This window comes from Agromyces rhizosphaerae (assembly GCF_027925245.1).
In the GTDB taxonomy this organism is placed as follows: domain Bacteria; phylum Actinomycetota; class Actinomycetes; order Actinomycetales; family Microbacteriaceae; genus Agromyces; species Agromyces rhizosphaerae.
This window is the reverse complement of the sequence record NZ_BSDP01000001.1, coordinates 253,500-274,677: the sequence shown is the minus strand read 5'-3', so window position 1 is coordinate 274,677 and position 21,178 is coordinate 253,500. Positions and strand designations below refer to the sequence as shown.

Here is a 21,178-nt window from a genome sequence, read left to right as displayed (position 1 = left end):
GGTGGCGCGCACGCTCGACGAGCTCGCGGCCGACGGGCTGATCGATGCGGGCTGGGCGGCGGCGCTGCAGCCGGTCGCGGGGCGGATCGCCGCGATGGGCGACTTCCTGCGGGCCGAGGTCGCCGACGGCCGCGGCTACCTGCCCGCGGGCGACCGGGTGCTGCGCGCCTTCCAGCGGCCGCTCGACGACGTGCGCGTGCTCATCGTCGGCCAGGACCCGTACCCCACCCCGGGGCATCCGATCGGCCTGTCCTTCGCGGTCGAGGAGCACGTGCGACCCGTGCCGCGCAGCCTGCAGAACATCTACCGCGAGCTGCGCGACGACCTCGGCGTCGCGACCCCCGAGCACGGCGACCTGACGGCCTGGGCCGACGCGGGCGTCATGCTGCTGAACCGCGTGCTCACCGTGCGGCCCGGCACGCCCGCGTCGCACCGCGGCAAGGGCTGGGAGGAGGTCACCGAGCACGCCATCCGCACGCTGGCGGCGCGCGGCACGCCGCTCGTGGCCGTCCTCTGGGGGCGCGACGCGGCGAGCCTGAAGCCGATGCTCGGCGACGTGCCCTCGATCGAGTCGGCGCACCCCAGCCCGCTCTCCGCATCGCGGGGGTTCTTCGGATCGCGCCCGTTCAGCCGGGCGAACGCGCTGCTCGTGGAGCAGGGCGGCACCGGCGTCGACTGGGCGCTGGCGTGACCGCCGGCTCGCGTGGCTCGTCCGAGCCGCTCGCCGACTAGTCTGTCGTCATGCTCGAGGAGGAATACCAGCAACGCCGCCAGCTGCCGCGGCACCTCCGCAAGGCACCCCCGCAGGAGGCGCCGTTCGAGTACGCGATCCGCGACGCGCGCGCGGAGGACCTGCCCGCCGTGCGCGAGATCTACAACTACTACGTCACGAACTCGACCGTCACGTTCGACGAGGACCGCATGACGATGCGCGAGTGGAAGCAGAAGTTCGCCTACCTCGAGAAGCTCGGCATGCCGTTCATCGTGGCCGAGTCCCCGTCGGGCCAGCTGCTCGGCTACGCGCTGGTGTCGCCGTGGAAGCAGAAGCGCGCGTACCGGTACACGGTCGAGAACTCGATCTACCTCGGTCCGGCCGCGACCGGCAAGGGCCTCGGGAAGGTGCTGCTCGGGGAGCTGATCGACCGATCGAAGGCGGCCGGGCTGAAGGAGATGCTCGCGGTCATCGCCGACCAGGGCGCCCAGGCATCGATCAAGCTGCACAAGCAGTTCGGCTTCCGCGAGATCGGCCGCATGGGCCGGGTCGGGTTCAAGTTCGACCGCTGGCTCGGCACGGTGCTGCTGCAGCTGTCGCTGAAGTGACGGATGCCCCGGGGCGGCGCGCGCCCCGGGGCATCCGCCCGCCTCGTCAGCCCTTCGGCGTCGCGCGCCGCAGCGCCAGCCAGGAGACGCCGGCGAAGGCCGCCGTCGGCACGAGCGACCACGCGGCCACGCCCACCGGTCCGAGGTCGACGAACCACCTGCCGAGATCCGGCCAGGTCTGCGTCCAGGTGAGCACGCCCACGGCGCCGACCGTGAGCACGCCGATGGCGACCCACAGCGCGACCAGTCCGTTCATGCGCCAGCGCATGTAGAACGTGCCGAAGAGCGCGCCCGTGAACATGAAGTACGCCTGGGCGGCGAAGAAGACGAACCACGTGCCGAGCCAGGTGCCGGCGTCGAACCAGACGGCCGTGAACAGGTGCCCGCCGAGGCCCCAGCCGTTCGTCCACGTCTCGATCGCGGCGAGCAGCGCCAGCAGCACGGCGTTGCACGCCGCGAGGCCGACGAACAGCACGGACGTGCCGATCCAGAAGTCGCGGCGGGTGACGCCGAACCCGAGCTGGAACGGGAACGAGAAGTTGATCGCGCCCACGCCCGCGACGAGCAGTGAGATGAGGATCGAGAGCATGGCGCCGTTGTACTGGGTGCCGTCGCTGGCGGCGAGGCCGCCCTCGGCCGGCAGGCTCGCCGCGAGGATGAGCCAGATCGCGAGGGTGATCGCGAACGCCGAGCCGAGGATGATCCACGGCAGCGCCAGGTAGGCCCACGTGCTCGTGAGGTGCAGGCGCACGACCTTGCTGATGCGGTCCACGCTGGGGGTCCCTTCGGTTCGTGCGACGGTCGGTGCCGTCGTCGGTGTCGTCGTGGCTGCGGTGGTCATGCGTCCGTCTCCGTTCCGCGGTCGGTGCCGCCGGTGGTGCGCACGACCAGTTGCTGCAGCGAGACGGGTGCGAGCTCGAGGCCCGCGGCGTGCGCGGCGGCGCGCTCCTCGGGGGAGACCGTGCCGGCGATGGTCGCCCCGAGCGTGCCGCCCAGGTGCTCGCGGTGCAGCACCTCGTGGCCGGCGACGAACTCCTCGACCCTGGCGGCCGGGCCGACCACGGTCGCGCCGCGCTCGCGCAGCGTCTCGGCGGGCTCGTCGATGACGATGCGGCCGTCGTCGATCACGATGACGTGCTCGAGCAGGTTGGCGACCTCGTCGATCAGGTGCGTCGAGAGCACGATGGTGCGCGGGTGCTCGGCGTAGTCGGCGAGCAGCCGGTCGTAGAACAGCTGGCGCGCGACCGCGTCGAGCCCGAGGTAGGGCTCGTCGAAGAAGGTCAGCGGCGCGCGCGAGGCGAGCCCGACGATCACGCCGACCGCGGACTGCTGGCCGCGCGACATCTTCTTGATCGGCCGGTCGAGGGGCACGCGGAACTCCTCGACGAGCTCGTCGGCGAAGGCCGCGTCCCAGTCGGGGAAGCAGAGCCGGGCCGCCTTCAGCACGTGGCGGCCCTTGAACTCGTCGGGGTAGCGCTGGCTCTCCTTCACGAAGCAGACGCGGCTCAGCACGCGCGCGTTCTCGAGCGGGCGCTCGCCGAACACGCTCGCTGCGCCGCCGGTCGGGAAGTCCTGGCCGGTGAGCAGCTGCATGAGGGTGGTCTTGCCGGCGCCGTTGCGGCCCAGCAGTCCGACGATGCCGTGCTCGGCGACGGTGATGCTCACGTCGTCGACGGCACGCACGTCGCCGAACCTGCGGCTGAGCCGTTCGGTGGCGATGGTCGCGGTCATGGGGTGTGGTCCTCTCGGGTGTTGCGGATGAGTGCGGCGACCTCGTCCGGGCCGATGCCCAGCGCCTCGGCCTCCGTGAGCAGGGGGGTGACGAAGTCGTCGACGAACGACGACCGGCGGCGTGCGAGCAGCCGCTCGCGTGCGCCGTCGGCGACGAACATGCCGATGCCGCGTCGCTTGACGAGGATGCCGTCGTCGACCAGGCGATTGACGCCCTTGCCGGCGGTGGCGGGGTTGATGCGGTAGAACGCGGCGATCTCGTTCGTCGACGGTGCCTGGCCCCCGTCGGGGAGGGCGCCGTCGACGATGTCGTCCTCGATGCGCTCGGCGATCTGCACGAAGATCGGCTTGCCGTCCTCGATCACGTCGACCCCATCGGTTCATTAGTCATGTAACTAACCAACCATGTGATGAACCTCGTGTCAACCCCGCGTACGCTCGAACCCGTGACCGCGCTGCATGAGCTCTCCGCCGTCGCCCAGCGCGACCTGCTGCAACGGGGCGACGTGTCGCCCACCGAGCTGGTCGCGCACTACCTCGAGCGCATCGACCGGCCCGCCGACCGGTACGGGGCGTTCACGACGGTGCAGGCGGATGCCGCGCTGGCGCGGGCCGCCCTCGTCGAGGCGTCGGCGAACCCCGCCGCGCCGCTCTGGGGCATGCCGCTGGCCGACAAGGACCTCGTGCGCCGCGCCGGCGTGCCGACGGGATTCGGCTCGCGCGCGTTCGCGGGATTCGTGCCCGACGAATCCGACCCCCTGGCCGACGACCTGGACGCCGCCGGCGCGGTGAGCGTCGGCAAGACCGCGACGCCGGAGTTCGGCCTCACCTCGTCGGCGCAGTCGCTCGCGTCGCCGCCGGTGCGGCACCCGCTCGACCCGTCGCTCGACCCCGGCGGCTCCAGTGGGGGAGCGGCGGTGGCGGTCGCCGCCGGCCTGCTGCCGTTCGCGCCCGGGTCCGACGGCGGCGGGTCGATCCGCATCCCCGCCGCCGCGTGCGGCCTGGTCGGCATCAAGCCCTCGCGCGGGCGCGTGCCCGAGGGGTCGGGTCTCGCGATGCTCGGCGGGCTGCCGGTCGCGGGCGCGATCGGGCGCGACGTCGCGGACGCGGCGCTGCTCCTCGACGGCATGATCGCGCCGCGCGGGCTTCCCGCGCGGCATCCGCTCGCCCTGCGTGCCCCGGGCGACGACGGGCCGTTCCTCGCGGCGGCGATGCGCGCGTCGGGCCGGTTCCAGGTCGGCGTGCTGCGCGACACCCCGTGGGACGAGGGGTTCGACGTGCGGGTGTCGCCGGAGGCCGAGGCGGCGCTCGCCGCGGCCATCGACGCGCTCGACGCGATGGGGCAGGGGATCGAGGAGCTCGCGCCGGCGCCCGAGCCCGGGTATCCCGACGCGTTCCGCACGCTCTGGCAGGTCGGCGCCGCGTCGGTGCCCCTGGAGCCTGCGCAGGAGGGCGCGCTCGAGCCGCTGACCCGGTGGCTGCGGGGCGTCGGCCGCACGCGCACGGGCCCGGAGCTCGCGGCGGCGCTGTTCGAGCTCACCGCGTTCGAGCGGCGCACGATCGCGCGGTTCGCGCCGTTCGACGCGGTGCTCTCGCCCGCGGTCGCGCTGACGCCGCGCCCGATCGGCTGGTACGACGCCGACGACGGCGAGGAGAACTTCGCCCAGCAGGTGCGGTACACGCCGTTCACGAGCTTCGTGAACGTCGCGGGGCTGCCCGCGGTGACCGTGCCGACGTCCCGCACCGGGGCCGGGCTGCCGATGGGCGTGCAGCTCATCGGCCGGCCGGGTGGCGAGGCGGCGATCCTCTCGCTCGCGACCATGCTGCAGCGCCGGCTGCGGGTGGCGCCGCCCGCGCCTCCGGCCTGATCGCCGGACGCGGGCACCGGCACGGGTTCGCGCCCACAGGGGATTTGACGAGCGGCCCCGTCGTGGCAGACTTAGGTAATGCTTACCTCACCCGCGGTGGCCAGCCGAGTCCTCGACGACCGTCCCGCCTTCCGCGCGTTCCGCGCGAGCGTCGCCGCGGTGCAGCAGCTCTCGCCCGCGTTCCTGCGGATCACGTTCACCGGTGACGACCTCGACGGGTTCGGCACCGCGGGCCTCGACCAGCGGGTGAAGGTCATCCTCCCGCTTCCCGACACGGGCTACGACGCGTTCCCCGGGGGCGAGGACTGGTACGTCGCCTGGCGCGCGTTGCCCGAGCGGCTGCGCAACCCGATCCGCACGTACACGATCCGCGCGGTGCGGCAGGAGCTCGGCGAGGTCGACATCGACTTCGCGCTGCACGGCGACGGCGGCCCGGCCTCGCGCTGGGCGCGGCACGCGCGAGTGGGCGACCCGATGGTGCTCGTCGGCCCCGACGACCTGAGCACCGGCCGCGCGCTGGGCATCGACTGGCGACCCGGCGATGTCGACACCGTGCTGCTCGCGGGCGACGAGACGGCCGCGCCGGCGATCTGCGCGATCCTCGAGGCCCTGCCGCGCGACGCGCGCGGTCACGCGCTGATCGAGGTCCCGAGCCCCGACGACGTGCTCGCCGTGGACGCCCCGGCGGGCGTCGACCTGCGCTGGCTCCCGCGCGCCGCGGGCGCCGTGCACGGCTCGCGCCTCGTGCCGTCGGTGCGCGACGCCGCCGCCCGCATCATGATCTCCCGCGCCGGGCACGCCGAGGTCGCCGACGTCGACGTGGACCGCGAGCTGCTCTGGGACGTGCCGGAGGGGCGCAGCCTCGACGGCGGCATCTACGCCTGGCTCGCGGGCGAGGCCTCCGCGATCAAGTCGCTGCGCCGCTACCTCGTGGGCGAGGCCGGCCTCGACCGGCGCCGCGTCGCGTTCATGGGCTACTGGCGCCTCGGCCGCGCCGAACTGGGCTGAGGTGGGGCCGACGTCCGCGGTCGCGGCTGCGTCGGGCGCCGGCACGAGCGGAGCGGATGCCCGAGGTCGGGCGCCCGGCCGCGGCCGCCGCACGCTCGCCGTGGCCGCATCCGTCGCCCTGCTCCTGCTCGTCGTGGGCGCGAGCCTCGCGTTCGGGGTGCGCCAGATCGACCTCGGAGTGGTCTGGCAGTCGCTCGTCGCCCCCGTGGACGGCGACGCCGACCACCGCGTGGTGCTCGAGCTGCGCGTGCCGCGCACCCTCGTCGGCCTGCTCGCGGGCGCCGCGCTCGGCCTCGCGGGCACGCTGATCCAGGGCGTGACGCGCAACCCGATCGCCGACCCCGGCCTGCTCGGCGTGAACTCCGGCGCATCGCTGGCGGTCGTGATCGCGATCGCCGCGTTCGGGGTGGTCGATCCGCTGGGGTACATCTGGTTCGCGTTCGCCGGCGCCGCCGCGGCCGCCACGATCGTCTTCGCGATCGGGCACGGGCAGCCGGTGCGCCTCGCACTCGTCGGCGCGGCCCTCACCTCCCTGCTCACGCCGCTCATCACGGTCGTGCTCCTGCGCGATGCCGAGACCTTCAACCAGTACCGGTTCTGGGCGGTCGGCTCGCTCACGGGCCGCGGGCTCGAGACCGTGCAGGTGCTCTGGCCGTTCCTGCTGGTCGGCGGCGTGCTCGCGGTGCTGCTCGCGCACCGCATGAACCTGCTCGCGCTCGGCGACGACGTCGCGCGGGGGCTCGGGCAGCGCGTCGGCACGACGCGCGCGCTCTCGGGCGCGGCGATCGTGCTGCTCTGCGGCACGGCCACCGCGCTCGTCGGCCCGATCGCGCTGGTGGGCCTCGTCGTACCGCACGCCGCGCGGCGCCTGGTCGGCAGCGACTACCGCTGGATCATCGGGATCTCGCTCGCGCTCGGCCCCGCGCTGCTGCTCGCCGCCGACGTGATCGGCCGGCTCGTGGTCAGCCCCGGCGAGCTCGAGGCCGGGGTGGTCGCCGCCTTCATCGGGGCGCCCGTGCTCATCGCGGTCGCGCGCGGCCGTCGCGTGGCGGGGGTGTGAGGCCCGTGGCATCCGATCGACTCACCGCGCCCGCCCCGACCGGCTCCGGCACCGGCGCCCTCCTGCGCGCCGAGCGTGCGCGCCGTGCCCGTCGCCGCGCCTGGGTGCTCGCCGGCGCGGTCCTCGTGATCGTCGTCACCGCCGTCCTCGGCCTCCTGCTCGGCGCGGCCGACCTCGACCCCGCCACGGTGCTGCTCGCCCTCTTCGGCGCGGGGGAGCCTGGTGACGTCTTCGTCGTGCACCGCCTCCGCCTGCCGCGCATCCTCGCCGCCGTCGTCGCGGGCGTCGCGTTCGCGCTGGCCGGGGCGATCTTCCAGTCGGTGCTGCGCAATCCGCTGGCGAGCCCCGACATCCTGGGCATCGCGAGCGGGGCGAGCCTCGGCGCGGTCTGGGCGATCCTCGGGCTCGGCATCACCGGCGCGGCGGTCGCGCCGTTCGCGTTCACCGGCGCGCTCGCCGTGGCCGTCGCGATCTGGCTGCTGGCCTGGCGACAGGGCCTGCACGGCATCCGCTTCGTGCTGGTCGGCGTCGGCATGGCGTACCTCTGCGGATCGATGCTCGCCTGGCTGCTCGCGCGCGCCGACGTGCGCGACGCGCAGTCGGCGCTCGTGTGGACCGTCGGGAGCCTTGCCGACGTGCGCGGCGAGTCGCTCGCGACGCTCGCGATCGGCGTCGGCGCGCTCACCGCGCTCGTCGTGCTCGCCGGTCGCTCGGTCGGGGTGCTCGCCCTGGGCGACGACCACGCGCGCGCCCTCGGCGTCGCCGCCGACCGCGCGCGCGTGGTGCTGCTGCTGCTCGCGGTCGGGCTCGTCGCCGTGGCGACCTCGGTCGCGGGCCCGATCGCGTTCGTCGCGCTGGTCGCGCCGGCGATCGCGCGGAGCCTCCTGCGCGACGGCTCGGCGGCGCTCGTCGCCTCGGCCGCCTGCGGTGCGGCGCTGACCCTCGCTGCCGACGTCATCGGCCAGCACGCGCTGCCCGGCGGGAGCGCCCCCGTCGGCATCGTCACCGGCATCGTCGGCGCGCCGTACCTGTTGTGGCTGCTCGCCACCGGAAGGAGGAGCCGCGCATGACCGCGCCACTCGCATCGGAGCCCGCCTCGGCGACCGGCGACGCGCTCGTCGCCGAGGGCGTCAGCCTCGGCTACGACGGCCGACGCGTGATCGACGCGCTCGACCTCGCCCTGCCCGCGGGCGTGATCACGGCGATCGTGGGCCCGAACGCGTGCGGCAAGTCCACGCTGCTGCGCGGCCTCGCCCGGCTGCATCCGCTCGAGGAGGGCAGCGTCCGCCTCGGCGACCGCGACCTCCGCCGGATGTCGCGTCGCGACGTCGCCCGGCTCGTGGGCGTGCTCCCGCAGACCTCGATCGCGCCCGAGGGCGTGCGCGTGGCCGACCTCGTCGGCCGCGGGCGCCACCCCCACCAGGGCTGGTTCGGCCGGCACACGAGCGACGATGCGGCGGCGGTGTCGCGTGCGCTGGACGCCACCGGCATCGCCGACCTCGCCGATCGCCCGCTCGAGGAGCTCTCGGGCGGGCAGCGCCAGCGGGCCTGGATCGCGATGGTGCTCGCCCAGGAGACCGGCGTGGTGCTGCTCGACGAGCCCACGACGTTCCTCGACGTCGCCCACCAGCTCGAGCTGCTCGACCTGCTCACCCAGCTGAACCGCGAGCGCGGCACGACCGTCGTGATGGTGCTGCACGACCTCAACCTGGCCGCGCGGTACGCCGACCACCTGGTCGTGATGGGCGCCGGGCGCGTGATCGCGGAGGGCGCGCCCGCGGGCGTGCTGACGGCCGCGACCGTGCGCGACGCGTTCGGGCTCGAGTCCCGGGTGATCGCCGACCCCGTGGCAGGCAGCCCCATGGTCGTGCCGGTCGGGCGCTACCACGGCACCCTCGCCGGCGACGCGGGCTGAGCGCGCGGGCGGCGAGCGGGTGGCATCCCTCGGATAGTTAGGTTAGCCTTCCCTTACATCTCTTCGATCCTGCAAGGAGCACCAGTGCGTCTTCGACGTTCCCTCGCTGTCGCGGCCATCGCCGCCACCGCCCTCGCCCTCACCGCCTGCGCCTCCGGCTCGGGCGACGACACGGATGCCGCGGACGACGCCGCCGGCACCGGCGAGTTCCCCGTCACCCTCACCCACGCGCTCGGCGAGACCGAGATCGCCGAGGCTCCCGAGCGGGTCGCGACCTGGGGCTGGGGCTCGACCGAGGCGGCCATCGCGCTCGGCGTGTACCCCGTCGCCGTCGCCGAGCAGCCGTGGACCGTCGGCGAGGACGCGCTCCTGCCGTGGGTCGAGGAGGCCTACGACGAGGCCGGCGTCGAGCACCCGGCGATCCTCGACGACGCCGAGGGCGGCGCGACCGTGCCCTACGAGGAGTTCGTCGACGCGGCGCCCGACCTGATCCTCGCCCCGTACTCGGGCCTGACCCAGGAGCAGTACGACCTGCTCAACGAGATCGCCCCGGTCGTCGCCTACCCCGACGCGCCGTGGACCACCCCGTGGGACGAGGAGATCCGCATCGTCGCCGAGGCGCTCGGCCGCCCGGCCGACGGCGACGCGGTGCTCGCGGGCATCGACGAGTACTTCGCCACCACGGCCGAGGAGCACCCCGACTTCGCCGGCACCACGGTCGCGAACGTCTGGGACGGCGACGGCTTCGTCTACGTCTACACGGCCGCCGACGCGCGCGTCGACGTGCTCACCGACATCGGCTTCGAGATCGCCCCGAGCGTGACCGAGCTCGACACCTCCGACGGCGGCTTCTACTACGAGCTGAGCTACGAGGAGCTCGACAAGCTCGACGCCGACGTGATCGTCAGCTACCACAGCACCGAGGACGAGGCCGCCGCCTTCCTCGAGAAGTCCGAGCTGCAGGCGATCCCGGCGGTCGCCGCCGGCCGCGTGGCGCAGGTCTTCGACCCGGTGAAGGTCTCGGCCGTCTCGCCCCCCACCGCGCTCAGCGTGACCTGGTCGGGCGGCATGCCCGAGCTGGTCGAGTCGCTGCAGGCGGCGCTCGACTGACGCCGACGCGTCCCGGTCCACGGCCGGGCGGATGCCTCCCGCAGGCGCCGCCCGGCCGTCGCCGTATCCGGCGGCGCCGTCAGCTCGCCGTGCGGCCGGAGGCCGGCCGCCACCGGCGCTTCACGTAGCCGCCGTCCTCCAGGCCCGCCTCGATCTCGAACCGGTTCCTGAGCGGGTCGCGCCCCGACAGCAGGTACAGGAACGGGAAGAGCATCCCGTAGCGCCGCCACTGCGCCACGTGCACGCGCTCGTGCCGCAGCACGGGCTCGGAGACGTTCTCGTTCGTGAGGTAGCAGGCGCCCACGCACGAGCCGCCGCGACCGAAGGTCCACTTGGGCATGCCGCGGAAGACGATGAGGCCGCCCTCCTTCTCGACCCGCCCGGTGCTCCAGAGGAAGCCCCAGGCGAGCCCGACGAGGTGCGCGTACCAGAAACCCGCTCGGCTGACCGGGGAGTCGAGCAGCACGCGGCGGATCATGCCGCGCCCTCGTGGCCGGGGCGGCCGTAGCCCTCGAGCAGGCGCAGCCACACCTCGCTGATCGTCGGGAACGCCGGCACCGCGTGCCAGAGCCGCTCGATCGGCACCTCGCCGACCACCGCGATCGTCGCGGCGTGCAGGAGCTCGGCGACGTCCTGCCCGACGAAGGTGGCGCCGACGACGACCCGGCGGTCCTCGTCGACGACCAGGTTCGCGCGGCCCTCGTACCCGTCGGCGCGATCGGTGGCGCCGGCGACCCAGCCGAGGTCGTAGTCGACGACACGGGTGCGGATGCCCCGGCGCGCCGCCTCCGCCGCGGTGAGGCCGACCATGGCGGCCTCGGGCTCGGTGAACGCGACGCGGGGCACGGCGGCGTGGTCGGCCGTCGCGACGTGCGCCCCCCAGGGCGCGTCGTCGACCGGTGCACCCGCGGCGCGTGCCGCGATCGCGTCGCCCGCGGCGCGCGCCTGGTACTTGCCCTGGTGGGTGAACAGCGCGCGGCCGGTCACGTCGCCGGCGGCGTAGAGCCAGCCGAGCCCGTCGGCGCGCACCCGCATGGTGTCGTCCACGTCGATCCAGTCCCCGGGGGCCAGCCCGACCGTCTCGAGCCCGACGTCCTCGGAGCCCGCACGGCGGCCGGTCGCGACGAGCACCTCGTCGGCGACGACCTCGGCACCCCCGGGCAGCGCGAGCACGACGGCGTCGACCGCGTCGCGACGGACGGCGTCGGGCGAGCAGTCGGTGCGGACGTCGACGCCCAGTGAGCGGAGCCCCGCGGTCACCAGCTCGCCCGCGAACGGCTCGAACTTCGACAGGATCCCGCTCCGTGTCAGCAGCGTGACCTCGGACCCGAGCGAGGCCCAGGCGGCGGCGAGCTCGCACCCGACGACGCCGCCGCCGATGATCGCGAGGCGCTCCGGCACCCGCTCCGCACTCGTCGCCTCGCGGCTCGTCCACGGCCGCGCGAGCGCGAGGCCGTCGATGTCGGGCAGCCTCGGCGTCGAGCCGGTCGCGACGACCACGGCGTGACGCGCCTCGAGCAGGGCCTCGTCGCCCCCGGGGGCCGTGACCCGTACCCGTCGTTCGCCGGCGAGCACTCCGTGCCCGCGCACGAGCGTCGCGCCGATCCCGTCGAGCCAGCGGATCTGGCCGGTGTCGTCCCAGTCGCCCACCCGCGCATCGCGGCGGGCGAGCACCGCGTCGGCATCGAGCCCGCCGGTGACCGCCTCGGCAGCGCCCGGCACGCGCTGCGCCGCCCGGAGCGCGGCGCCCGAGCGGAGCAGCGTCTTCGACGGCTCGCAGGCCCAGTACGAGCACTCGCCGCCCACCAGCTCGTGCTCGACCACGATCGCCTCGAGCCCGCCCGCGATCGCACGGTCGACCACGTTCTCGCCGACGGCGCCCGCGCCGATCACGATGACGTCGGTGATCGTGGTCTCCATGCGGCTCCTCCCGGGTTGGCGGGTCGTCGACAGGGCTGCGCGCGACACGCCTCAGGCGGCCAGTGCCCCGATGAGTCGCAGGATCGTCGGCAGGTCGTCGCCGGCCGAGACGGGATCCGCCGGGGCGAACCCCGCCACCGTCGCGCCGGCGAGCGGGAAGCGGGCCAGGACCGCCCGGAGCAGGGCCGCCACCTCGGCGGGCGACGCGCCGAACGGCACCGCATCGGCGACGCCTCCGAACGACGCCGGGTCGAGCACGTCGAGGTCGACATGCACGTAGAGGCGCTCGACGTCCGCCCTGGCGAACGCGTCGATCACGTCGTCGGGGCGTGAGAGGCCCGCGACCCCGACCGCCGTGATGCCGGACTCCTCGAGTGCGACGACCTCCGCGTCGTCCAGGTCGCGTGCGCCGCCGAGCACGACGCGCTCGGCCGCCACGGCGACGTCGGGTGCGAGCGCGAGGCCGTCGGCGCCCTCACCGAGCACGGCGCGCAGCGTCATCCCGCCGAACGCCCCGGACGGCGAGGTCTCGGGCGTGTGCAGGTCGGCGTGCGCGTCGAGCCAGAGCACCCCGAGTCGGTCGCCGTGCGTCGCCGCCGCGTGCCCGATCGCCCCGATGCTGCTGCCGCAGTCGCCGCCCACGACGATCGCGGGCCCGGTGGCCTCGCGGAGGGCCTCCTCGACCCGCTCTCGCACGTGCACGAGCGACGTGAGTCGCTTCACCCCGCTGCCGAGCGCATCGCCCGCGCCGGTCGGCACGTCGACCCAGTGCGTCGCCGATGCGGGGAGGTCGCCGCGGATCGCCTCCGCACCGTCGACCAGTTGCAGGGCACGCGCGCTCACGGAGCCCTGCCAGAGGGGCACCACCAGGAAGGTCGCCGGCACGCGCGCCTACCGCGTCCGCACCGGTGCGGACACCGCACGCGCTCGTACTCGCGACATCGTCGCCACCTTCCCGGATTCGTCTGAGGCGAGTCTAGGCACGGCCGATCACGGCCGTCCACCGCGCTCAGCCCTCGCCGACCTCGGCGACCTCGTCGAGCAGCGCGCGGCGCACGCGACGTCCGGCGAGCACCGATGCGCCGGCGAGCACGGGCGCCTCGACGACCGCGCTCGCGACGACCTCCGGGTACCAGCGGCTCGTTGCGCGGATGCGCTCCTGCACGGCCGCCGCCAGGTCTGCGCCGCCGGCCGCCGCCGTGGGCCCGCCCAGCACGAGCGCAGCCGGGTCGAGCACCGCGAGGACCGGCAGCGCCGCCAGCGCGACGCGCTCCGCGAGTTCGCGGAGGACGGCGTCCCGGGCGGGGGAGTCCGCCAGGCCCGCGAGGGCGTCGCCGTCCGGTTCGAGGCCGTGTGCGCGCGCGAGGCGCGCCACCGCACCGGCGCCCACGAGGTCCTGCACGGTCCGCGCGTCCGGGTCGATCCCCACTGCCGTCGCGGGCGCGGGCAGGAAGCCGATCTCGCCCGCGCCGCCGAAGCTCCCGCGGTGCAGCTCGCCGGCGGCGTCGAAGGCGGCGCCGACTCCGTTGCCGAGCCAGAGGAGCGCGAACGCGTCCGAGCGCTCGCCCAGCGCGCGCTCCGCGAGCGCGGCGAGGTCGACGTCGTTCTCGATCAGCACCTCGCGGTCGAGCGCTCGCTCGAGCGCGGCGTGGAGCCCGGTCGTCGGCCAGCCGGGCAGCGTCTCGCTGAACAGTGCGCCATCGCGCCCCGGGTCGACGTACCCGGGGATGCCGATGCACACCGTCCGCACGGCCGCCGCGTCGGCGCTCGCCGCCGCGCACGCGGCCGCGATGGCGTGCCGCAACTCGCCGACCGCATCCCGGGCCCCCGGGTCGGCCGGGAGGTCGTGGCGAACCAGCGGGTGCTCGGTGCCCGCGGCGTCGACCACTCGCGCTCGCAGCTCGCGGGCGTCGAGGTCGACGGCGACGCCGAGGCTGCGATCGAGCCTCGCCGCGTACACGACGGCGCTCGGCCCTGCGGAGCGAGAGACGCGGCCGCGCTCCTCGATGAACCCGCCTGCGATGAGGCGCTGCATGATCAGCGACGCCGTGGGCTTCGAGACGCCCACCAGCTCGCAGATGCGCTGCCGGGTGAGCGGGCCGTGCTCGAGGAGCACCGACAGGCCGGCCCGGTCGTTGACCGCGCCGAGCCAGGCCGGCGTGCCCTTGGCAGTCGCGTCGGTCATGCGCGCCTCCCCCCGAATCCCCGCGCCTCCGCGCGGCGCATGCTCAGTGGAGCATATCGAGCGAGCGCGTCAGTCGACGCGCACCGGCTCGGCCGGGCCGGTCGCGGCGAGCACCGCGGTCCCGTCGGCGAGGTGCACGAGCACGCGCACGCGCACCTCGGTTGCGGCCGCGATCGCCTCGGCTCCGCAGCGCACCGGCACGGTCTCGATGTCGAACGAGGCGGTCCCGCCGGCGTCGAGGTCGAGCGGTGCGGCGTCCGCGACGCCCGCCGCGATCAGCTCGCCGTCGGCGCCGAGCAGTTCCACGCGCAGCTCCGCCTCGCCCGCGAGCAGGGCGTCGGCGTCGTTGCGCAGCTCGACCTCGCCCACCACGACGGGCGCGTCGGAGTCGAGCGCGTCCGAGAGCGCACCGGACACGACGAGGTCCGGCGCAGGTCCGACGGCGTCCGCGCCGCACGCGTCGACCGCCGCCTCGCTCGCACCGGACTCGTCCGCGGCGAGCAGGTCCTCGCCGCCCGCCGACTCCTCCTCGGCGCGCTCGTCGGGCGCGCTCGCGGCGATCGTGCCGTCGCCGGAACCCGGCAGGGTCGCCCACACGACGCCCCCGAGCGCCGAGACGGCGAGCACGCCCGCCGCCCCGGCGGCCCAGCCGCGCCGCCGGGCCCGGCGGATGCCCTCGCCCCGCGCCGCGACCGCGTCGGCATCGATGGCGGGCGCACCGGCATCCGCGGCACCCCGCCGCAGCGCCTCGCGCAGCTGGTCCTCGCGGCCTCCGCCGCCCGTCGTCCGGCTCATGCACCCGCCCCCCGTCGTCCGTGCGCGTCGCCGGCTCCCGCGAGCGGCGCCGCGGTGCGCAGGTCGGCGCGGCGCACGCCCGCCGCCGCGGCGGCGGGGTCCAGCGCGGCGAACAGCGCATCCAGCCCGTCGGAGAGGTAGCGCTTCACCGATCCCGGTCGCAGGCCGAGCACCCGGGCGATGTCGTCGACCGTGCGGTCCTCGTAGTACCGCAGCACGAGGCACGCGCGCTGCCGCGGCGCCAGGTCGCCGAGGCGTCGCAGCAGGTCGAGGCGCTCGTCCGAGGCATCCGTGTCGGACTCGTGCACCACCGGCTCGGCGACGAGGTGGCGGATGCGGCGCCAGCGTCCGCCCCGCCGCTGCCCGTCGATCACCGCGTTCGCGATGGTGCGGCGCACGTACGCCTCGACGCGCTGCGGGTCGACGCCGCGGCCGGGCCTGGCCCAGGCGCGGGCGAGCGACTCCTGCACGATGTCGGCCGCGTCCTCCTCGTCCCCGCAGACCAGCACCGCGAAGCGCGTGAGCGCCGCCCCGCGTCGCGCGACGAGGTCCTCGACGGCCTCCTGCCATCCGCCCGCCATCGTCACCTCCGCCGCGTCCGCCCGGTCACGGGCACGCTGCCCGTCACTGTACGAGACGAACGTCGGCGCCGGAACGTTGTGCCCGGTGCACTCACTCGCGGCCGCGGTGCCACCCGTGCTCGCCCACCAGCGGGACGAACCGCACCGACTCGAGCCGTTCGATCTCCGGCTCGCCGTCGGGGGAGCGCGTGATCCGCACGAGGTGCTGGCCCCCGGTGCCGTGCTCGAGCGGCATCACGATGCGTCCGCCGTCGGCGAGCTGCTCGAGCCAGGGGAGCGGCACGTCGGGTCCGGCCGCGGCGGCGACGATCGCGTCGTACGGGGCGTGCTCGGGTGAGCCGAGCGTGCCGTCGCCCGTGACGACGTGCACGTTCGACGCGCCCGTCGCGGCGAGCGCGTCGGCGGCGCCGGCGGCGAGACCGGGCACCCGTTCGATGCTCCACACCTCCCCGGCGAGCCGGCCGAGCACCGCGGCCGCGTACCCCGAGCCGGTGCCGACGTCGAGCACGCGATCGCCGGGTCGGATGCGCGCCGCCTGCGCGGTCAGCGCGACGACGTAGGGCTGCGAGATGGTCTGCCCGTCGCCGATCGGCAGCGGGTGGTCGGCATAGGCCTCGTCGCGGAGCCGGGCGGGCAGGAAGGCCTCGCGCGGCACGGCGCGCATGGCGGCGAGGACCGCAGGATCACGGATGCCGCGCGGCTCGAGGTGCCACGCGATCATGTCCTCGCGATCCGCGCTGCGATCTCTCACGCCACTGGTGCCCCCGGAGGGATTCGAACCCCCGACCTACGGTACCGGAAACCGGCGCTCTATCCCCTGAGCTACGGAGGCGCACCGGAAGAGACTACCACCCCCGGATGGGCGGTCCGACCGCTCAGCCGGCGCCGAGATTGGCGAGCATCGACTCCATCAGCGGCTGCGCGTCACCGGGCTCGAAGAAGGCCTGCGAGGACGCGGTGATCCAGTACCCGTCGGCGAACGCCTGGGCGGTCCCGGTGCCCGCGACGAGCCCGTAGTAGCCCTCCACCTCGGGCGGCGTGCCGTAGGTCGGCACGGCCTGGCCGGCGAGCACGGCGTCGTTGAGGCGCTCCTCCATCGTGTCGTCCACCGGCCGGGCGACCGAGACCTCGATGGTCTCGCCGCTGGACTGGTTGAGCCAGCCGCACGCGACCCCGCCGATCGATGCGGCGAAGACCGCGGGCTCACCCGTGGGCGCGTAGCCGGGGTCGGTGCCGTAGTTCGGGTTGAACGCGTACATCTGGTCGAGCGTGAGCAGCTCGTCGCAGGCGACGTCGACCGGCTCGCCCGTCGGCGTGGGGGTGGGGGTCGGCGTCGCCGCATCCGTCTCCGCCGGGGTCTCGGTGGGCGCGGTCGTCTCCGCCGCGGTCGGGGTCGGCGAGGCGGCCGGCTCCTCGGGCGCGCACGCGGCCAGCCCCACGACGATCGCCGCCGTGGCGACCGTCACGGCGAGCAGGCGGAGGGGTCGGGCGAGCGGGGTCGGGCGCGCGGGCATGGAGCGACTGTATCAACGGCGAGGGTAGGATTTGCGGGTGACTCCCGCAGATCTCCAGACCTCCCTGCACGCCCTCGCGACGGCCCTCGTCGAGCGCCGACGCGAGCAGGGCGACGAGGTCTCGATCGAGCTGTCACCGGCCGACGTCGTCATCGAGCGCCCGAAGCTGCGCGAGCACGGCGACTGGGCCTCGAGCATCGCCCTTCGTCTCGCGAAGCCGCTCGGCACGCCGCCGCGGAAGATCGCCGACGAGCTCGCCGCGGGCCTCGGCGAGGTGCCCGGCGTCGCGAGCGTCGAGGTCGCCGGCCCCGGCTTCATCAACGTGCGCCTCGAGGCGGGCGCGGCGGGTGCGCTCGCGCGCACGATCGTCGAGGCGGGCGGCGCCTACGGCAGCGGCGACTCGCTCGCCGGCCGAGTCGTGAACCTCGAGTTCGTCTCGGCGAACCCGACCGGACCGCTGCACATGGGCCACACCCGCTGGGCGGCCCTCGGCGACTCGCTCGGCCGCGTGCTGCGCGCCGCGGGGGCCCGGGTGGCGACCGAGTTCTACATCAACGACGCGGGCAACCAGATGGACCGGTTCGCGGCATCCGTGCTCGCCGCCGCCACCGGCGCGCCGGCTCCCGAGGGCGGCTACTCGGGCCCCTACATCGACGACCTCGCCCGGCAGGTGCTCGAGGAGCACCCCGGGCTCGAGGGCCTGCCCGCGGACGAGCAGCTCGTCACCGCGCGCGAGACCGCGTACCGCATCCAGCTCGACGAGATCCGTGCGTCGCTCGAGCGCTTCAACGTGCACTTCGACGTGTGGTTCTCCGAGCGCGCGCTCCATGCGCCGGGGGAGGGCGGCCGCAGCGCCATCGACCTCGCCGTCGACCGGCTGCGCGAGCAGGGCCACGTCTTCGATGAGGACGGCGCCGTCTGGGTGCGCACGACCGACTTCGGCGACGACAAGGACCGCGTCATCCGCCGCGCGAACGGCGTGTACACCTACTTCGCCGCCGACGCCGCGTACTACCTCGACAAGGGCGACCGCGGCTTCGAGCACAAGATCTACCTGCTCGGCGCCGACCACCACGGCTACGTGCACCGGCTGAAGGCGCTCGCGGGCGCGGCGGGCGACGACCCCGAGCGCGACATCGAGGTGCTCATCGGCCAGCTCGTGAGCGTCAACGGCGCCCGGCTGTCCAAGCGCGCCGGCAACATCATCGAGCTCGACGACCTGCAGGCCTGGCTCGGCACGGACGCGCTGCGGTACACGCTCGCCCGGTCGCCCGCCGACTCGCCGCTGGCCATCGACCCCGAGCAGCTGCAGCGCCGCACGAACGACAACCCCGTCTTCTACGTGCAGTACGCGCACGCGCGCACCGCGGCCGTGGCCCGCAACGCGGCATCCGTCGGCGTCGACCGCTCGACGTTCGTGCCCGAGCTGCTCGAGCACGAGTCGGAGTCGGCGCTGCTCGGTGCGCTGCAGGAGTTCCCGCGCATCGTGGCCCAGGCCGCGGAGCTGCGGGAGCCGCACCGCATCGCGCGCTACATCGAGGAGCTCGCGGGCCTGTTCCACCGCTGGTACGACAACTGCCGCGTGCTGCCCCTGGGCGATGAGCCGGTCGGCGACCTGCAGCGCACCCGACTCTGGCTGAACGACGCCACGGGCGTGGTGCTCCGCAACGGCCTCGGCCTGCTCGGCGTCTCGGCTCCCGAACGGATGTGACATGAGCGACGACGGGCAGGGGGCGCACGGCCCCGGCGACACGCGTCCCTACGGCGACGACGAGCTGCAGGGGCGGGCGGATGCCTCGGACACCCTGCCGATCCCGCCGCTGCAGCAGGCGGATGCCGCGCCCGAGCGCCGACCGCGTCGCGGACTGCTCATCGGCGCCATCGTGGCCGCGTCGCTGCTGGTGCTCGCGATCGCGACGGTCGTGACCGACGTCTGGCTGCGCGGCGCGAGCGAGCGGCAGGTCGCCGCCCAGGTCGAGCAGGAGCTGCCCGAGGGCGTGACGGGCGACGTCGACGTGACGATCGGCGGGGCGAGCATGCTCTGGCAGCTCTTCGTCGGCCGGTTCGACCGCGTGCAGGTGAGCGCGCCGGAGCTCGACGTGAACGGCGCGGTGCTCGACGTCGAGGTCGTGCTCGAGGGCACGCCGCGCGACCGGACGCGTACCACCGACCGCGCCACGGCGACCGTCGCCCTGAGCGAGGAGGCGGTCTCGGAGCTCATCCCGATCCCGGGCGTGGGCGACGGTCTCCGCTTCGAGGACGGCCTGGTGGCGTACACGGGCACGATCGAGATCCTCGGCTTCCCGATCGAGTACCGGGCCGACGCGACGATCGAGGCGGACGGCGACACGGTGCTGATCAGCCCCGAATCGGTGCGCATCGTCGGCGGCGCGGCCGAGTTCCTCCTCGGCGGGATCACCGAGGAACTGCTGCGGATCGACCCGATCCCGGTCTGCGTCGCGCAGTTCCTCCCCGACGGGGCCGAGGTCGACGAACTCACCTGGGAGGGCGGGGTCGTCACGCTCGTGCTCGAGGCCGAGGACATCGTGCTCGACGAGGCACTGCTGGAGCGCACCGGCTCCTGCGGCTGACCCCGCCGGCGCGGGAGTGACGGCGGATGTCACGCGATTGGCCGCCGCAGAGGCACCCCGATAACATGGGGTCGCCTGCCCGGCTCCGCCGGCGCATCCCCTTGCAGGCCGGCTTCAGGAACCAATCCGGGTTCGCTCGCCGCGCAGCGATCCACCGTTCCGCACCCCGTGAGGTTCCCATCGTGGCCACCGACGTCATCGCCCCGGCGTGGTTGCGCGTCCCGAACGACGCGAACGCGCTCGACGCGCGCGTGTGGCCCGCCTCCGCGCACCGCGACGATGCGGGCGAGCTCGTGGTGGGCGGCGTCGCCGCGACCGACCTCGCGGCCCGCTACGGCACCCCGCTCTACGTGCTCGACGAGGCCGACGTGCGCGCCCGCGCCGCGGCCGCCCTCGAGGCGTTCGGCTCCGAGGCACGCGCCGCCGGGTCCGACGCGCACGTCTACTACGCCGGCAAGGCCTTCCTCTCGGCCGAGGTCGCGCGCTGGGTCGTCGAGGCGGGCCTGCGCATCGACGTGGCCAGCGGGGGAGAGCTCGCCGTGGCGCTCGCCGCGGGCGTGCCCGCCGCCGCCATCGGCTTCCACGGCAACAACAAGTCCGACGCCGAGATCGCGCGAGCGGTCTCGGCGGGTGTCGGCTCGATCGTGCTCGACGGGCGCGCGGAGGTCGACCGCGTCGCCGACGCCGCCGAGCGAGCCGGCGTGGTGCAGGCGGTGCGCCTGCGCGTGAACAGCGGCGTGCACGCGCACACCCACGAGTTCCTCGCGACCGCGCACGACGACCAGAAGTTCGGCGTGCCGCTCGCCGACGCACCCGGGGTGGTGGCCGCCATCCGCGGCCGCGACTCGCTCCGACTGCTCGGCCTGCACTGCCACATCGGCTCGCAGATCTTCGATGCCGGCGGGTTCGCCGAGTCGGCCGAGCGCCTCCTCGCGGTGCACGCGGAGCTGCTCGCGGGCGGCGACGTGCCCGAGCTGAACCTCGGCGGCGGCTTCGGCATCGCCTACACCAGCGCCGACGACCCGACGCCCGTCGACGAGCTCGCGCGCGGCATCGTCGCCGCGGTCGCCGAGCGGTGCGCCGCCCTCGGCATCCCGGTGCCGGTGCTCGCGTTCGAGCCCGGCCGCTCGATCGTCGGGCCGCCCGGCATCTCCCTGTACGAGGTCGGCACCATCAAGGACGTCCCGGTCTCCGGGGGCATCCGCCGCTACGTCGCGGTCGACGGCGGCATGAGCGACAACGCCCGTCCGGCGCTCTACGGCGCCGACTACACCGTGCGACTGGCATCGCGGGCATCCGACGCCGCGCCGGTGCTCGTGCGCCTCGCGGGCAAGCACTGCGAGTCGGGCGACATCCTCGTCGACGCCGACTACCTGCCCGGGGACGTGCGCCCCGGCGACCTGGTCGCGGTCGCCGCGACCGGGGCCTACTGCTGGGCGCTCTCCAGCAACTACAACCTGCTCGCCCGCCCGGCCGTCGTGGCCGTGACCGATGGCGAGGCACGGGTCATCGTGCGCGGCGAGACCGAGGCGGACCTCCTCGCGCGCGATGCCGGAATCATGGAAGGCCGCTGACACGGA

General features: G+C 74.9%; 22 protein-coding genes and 1 tRNA gene. 11 read left to right on the top strand and 12 right to left on the bottom strand.

The features are described 5' to 3' along the window. Position 1 precedes the first annotated feature (1 nt). Both QMG39_RS01315 and QMG39_RS01310 read left to right on the top strand, forming a co-directional pair. Positions 2-691 (top strand): uracil-DNA glycosylase, encoded by a 690-nt coding sequence (locus QMG39_RS01315; protein ID WP_281882018.1) that lies wholly within the window; start codon positions 2-4, stop codon positions 689-691. Between the two features lie 50 nt (positions 692-741). Then, positions 742-1,320, top strand: coding sequence for a GNAT family N-acetyltransferase (locus QMG39_RS01310; protein ID WP_281882017.1), 579 nt, complete (start codon positions 742-744; stop codon positions 1,318-1,320). A gap of 46 nt (positions 1,321-1,366) precedes the next feature. Here QMG39_RS01310 and QMG39_RS01305 read toward each other — a convergent pair whose 3' ends face one another. From QMG39_RS01305 to QMG39_RS01295, 3 genes are all read right to left on the bottom strand, one after another. Further along, positions 1,367-2,092, bottom strand: a complete 726-nt coding sequence (locus QMG39_RS01305; protein ID WP_281882016.1) for a hypothetical protein — start codon at positions 2,090-2,092, stop codon at positions 1,367-1,369. Between the two features lie 65 nt (positions 2,093-2,157). Beyond that, entirely contained in the window at positions 2,158-3,051 is an 894-nt protein-coding gene (locus tag QMG39_RS01300; protein ID WP_281882015.1) for an ABC transporter ATP-binding protein, read from the bottom strand. Next, positions 3,048-3,416, bottom strand: a complete 369-nt coding sequence (locus QMG39_RS01295; RefSeq protein WP_281882014.1) for a GntR family transcriptional regulator — start codon at positions 3,414-3,416, stop codon at positions 3,048-3,050. Before QMG39_RS01295 ends, QMG39_RS01300 begins: the two co-directional genes overlap by 4 nt. 81 nt (positions 3,417-3,497) lie before the next feature. Between QMG39_RS01295 and QMG39_RS01290 the strand changes: the two genes are divergently transcribed. The 6 genes from QMG39_RS01290 (at position 3,498) to QMG39_RS01265 (ending at position 10,012) form a co-directional block, all read left to right on the top strand. Further along, positions 3,498-4,919, top strand: a complete 1,422-nt coding sequence (locus tag QMG39_RS01290; RefSeq protein WP_281882013.1) for an amidase — start codon at positions 3,498-3,500, stop codon at positions 4,917-4,919. Positions 4,920-4,997: 78 nt separating this feature from the next. Beyond that, entirely contained in the window at positions 4,998-5,927 is a 930-nt protein-coding gene (locus QMG39_RS01285) for a siderophore-interacting protein (protein ID WP_281882012.1), read from the top strand. 1 nt (position 5,928) lies between these two features. Next, positions 5,929-6,987, top strand: a complete 1,059-nt coding sequence (locus QMG39_RS01280) for a FecCD family ABC transporter permease (RefSeq protein WP_281882011.1) — start codon at positions 5,929-5,931, stop codon at positions 6,985-6,987. A gap of 5 nt (positions 6,988-6,992) precedes the next feature. Further along, the gene (locus QMG39_RS01275) at positions 6,993-8,057 is read left to right on the top strand and encodes a FecCD family ABC transporter permease (RefSeq protein WP_281882010.1); all 1,065 of its coding nucleotides are present in this window, start codon (positions 6,993-6,995) and stop codon (positions 8,055-8,057) included. Next, positions 8,054-8,902 carry an ABC transporter ATP-binding protein gene (locus tag QMG39_RS01270; protein WP_281882009.1) on the top strand — a complete coding sequence of 283 codons (849 nt, stop codon included), beginning with the start codon at positions 8,054-8,056 and terminating at the stop codon, positions 8,900-8,902. Before QMG39_RS01275 ends, QMG39_RS01270 begins: the two co-directional genes overlap by 4 nt. A gap of 84 nt (positions 8,903-8,986) precedes the next feature. Then, positions 8,987-10,012, top strand: coding sequence for an iron-siderophore ABC transporter substrate-binding protein (locus QMG39_RS01265; RefSeq protein ID WP_281882008.1), 1,026 nt, complete (start codon positions 8,987-8,989; stop codon positions 10,010-10,012). A gap of 79 nt (positions 10,013-10,091) precedes the next feature. Here the strand turns inward: QMG39_RS01265 and QMG39_RS01260 are convergent, their stop codons facing one another. The 9 genes from QMG39_RS01260 to QMG39_RS01220 all read right to left on the bottom strand — a co-directional run bounded on the left by QMG39_RS01260 (position 10,092) and on the right by QMG39_RS01220 (position 17,007). Beyond that, entirely contained in the window at positions 10,092-10,490 is a 399-nt protein-coding gene (locus QMG39_RS01260; protein WP_281882007.1) for a Fe-S oxidoreductase, read from the bottom strand. Continuing rightward, positions 10,487-11,932, bottom strand: coding sequence for a dihydrolipoyl dehydrogenase family protein (locus QMG39_RS01255; RefSeq protein WP_281882006.1), 1,446 nt, complete (start codon positions 11,930-11,932; stop codon positions 10,487-10,489). Before QMG39_RS01255 ends, QMG39_RS01260 begins: the two co-directional genes overlap by 4 nt. A gap of 51 nt (positions 11,933-11,983) precedes the next feature. Continuing rightward, on the bottom strand, positions 11,984-12,817 hold the full coding sequence (locus tag QMG39_RS01250) for an arginase family protein (RefSeq protein ID WP_281882005.1): 834 nt from the start codon (positions 12,815-12,817) through the stop codon (positions 11,984-11,986). A 124-nt stretch (positions 12,818-12,941) separates the two neighbouring features. After that, positions 12,942-14,117 carry an ROK family transcriptional regulator gene (locus QMG39_RS01245; RefSeq protein ID WP_281882004.1) on the bottom strand — a complete coding sequence of 392 codons (1,176 nt, stop codon included), beginning with the start codon at positions 14,115-14,117 and terminating at the stop codon, positions 12,942-12,944. A 69-nt stretch (positions 14,118-14,186) separates the two neighbouring features. Continuing rightward, entirely contained in the window at positions 14,187-14,912 is a 726-nt protein-coding gene (locus QMG39_RS01240; RefSeq protein WP_281882003.1) for a hypothetical protein, read from the bottom strand. Then, a complete protein-coding gene (locus QMG39_RS01235; protein ID WP_281882002.1) occupies positions 14,909-15,493 on the bottom strand; it encodes an RNA polymerase sigma factor in 585 nt (194 codons plus the stop codon). The genes QMG39_RS01240 and QMG39_RS01235 overlap by 4 nt, the downstream gene beginning before the upstream one ends. 91 nt (positions 15,494-15,584) lie before the next feature. Continuing rightward, positions 15,585-16,214: a protein-L-isoaspartate(D-aspartate) O-methyltransferase gene (locus QMG39_RS01230; RefSeq protein ID WP_281882001.1), complete on the bottom strand. Its 630-nt coding sequence runs from the start codon at positions 16,212-16,214 to the stop codon at positions 15,585-15,587. A 35-nt stretch (positions 16,215-16,249) separates the two neighbouring features. Then, a tRNA-Arg gene (locus tag QMG39_RS01225) sits at positions 16,250-16,325 on the bottom strand. 43 nt (positions 16,326-16,368) lie between these two features. After that, positions 16,369-17,007: an iron ABC transporter ATP-binding protein gene (locus QMG39_RS01220; RefSeq protein ID WP_281882000.1), complete on the bottom strand. Its 639-nt coding sequence runs from the start codon at positions 17,005-17,007 to the stop codon at positions 16,369-16,371. Between the two features lie 37 nt (positions 17,008-17,044). On the opposite strand from QMG39_RS01220, the gene QMG39_RS01215 reads away from it, so the two are divergent. From QMG39_RS01215 to lysA, 3 genes are all read left to right on the top strand, one after another. Continuing rightward, positions 17,045-18,718 (top strand): arginine--tRNA ligase, encoded by a 1,674-nt coding sequence (locus QMG39_RS01215; RefSeq protein WP_281881999.1) that lies wholly within the window; start codon positions 17,045-17,047, stop codon positions 18,716-18,718. Between the two features lies 1 nt (position 18,719). Beyond that, entirely contained in the window at positions 18,720-19,598 is an 879-nt protein-coding gene (locus QMG39_RS01210) for an LmeA family phospholipid-binding protein (RefSeq protein WP_281881998.1), read from the top strand. Between the two features lie 182 nt (positions 19,599-19,780). Beyond that, positions 19,781-21,172 carry a diaminopimelate decarboxylase gene (lysA, locus tag QMG39_RS01205; RefSeq protein ID WP_281881997.1) on the top strand — a complete coding sequence of 464 codons (1,392 nt, stop codon included), beginning with the start codon at positions 19,781-19,783 and terminating at the stop codon, positions 21,170-21,172. Positions 21,173-21,178 lie beyond the last annotated feature (6 nt).

Bases quoted from the DNA above. Each gene is read 5' to 3' on its own strand.
- QMG39_RS01245 (WP_281882004.1), bottom strand. From the start codon at position 14,117: ATGACCGACGCGACTGCCAAGGGCACGCCGGCCTGGCTCGGCGCGGTC.
- QMG39_RS01285 (WP_281882012.1), top strand. From the start codon at position 4,998: ATGCTTACCTCACCCGCGGTGGCCAGCCGAGTCCTCGACGACCGTCCC.
- QMG39_RS01230 (WP_281882001.1), bottom strand. From the start codon at position 16,214: ATGATCGCGTGGCACCTCGAGCCGCGCGGCATCCGTGATCCTGCGGTC.
- QMG39_RS01300 (WP_281882015.1), bottom strand. From the start codon at position 3,051: ATGACCGCGACCATCGCCACCGAACGGCTCAGCCGCAGGTTCGGCGAC.
- QMG39_RS01310 (WP_281882017.1), top strand. From the start codon at position 742: ATGCTCGAGGAGGAATACCAGCAACGCCGCCAGCTGCCGCGGCACCTC.
- QMG39_RS01220 (WP_281882000.1), bottom strand. From the start codon at position 17,007: ATGCCCGCGCGCCCGACCCCGCTCGCCCGACCCCTCCGCCTGCTCGCC.
- QMG39_RS01240 (WP_281882003.1), bottom strand. From the start codon at position 14,912: ATGAGCCGGACGACGGGCGGCGGAGGCCGCGAGGACCAGCTGCGCGAG.
- QMG39_RS01260 (WP_281882007.1), bottom strand. From the start codon at position 10,490: ATGATCCGCCGCGTGCTGCTCGACTCCCCGGTCAGCCGAGCGGGTTTC.
- QMG39_RS01210 (WP_281881998.1), top strand. From the start codon at position 18,720: ATGAGCGACGACGGGCAGGGGGCGCACGGCCCCGGCGACACGCGTCCC.
- QMG39_RS01270 (WP_281882009.1), top strand. From the start codon at position 8,054: ATGACCGCGCCACTCGCATCGGAGCCCGCCTCGGCGACCGGCGACGCG.
- QMG39_RS01255 (WP_281882006.1), bottom strand. From the start codon at position 11,932: ATGGAGACCACGATCACCGACGTCATCGTGATCGGCGCGGGCGCCGTC.
- QMG39_RS01235 (WP_281882002.1), bottom strand. From the start codon at position 15,493: ATGGCGGGCGGATGGCAGGAGGCCGTCGAGGACCTCGTCGCGCGACGC.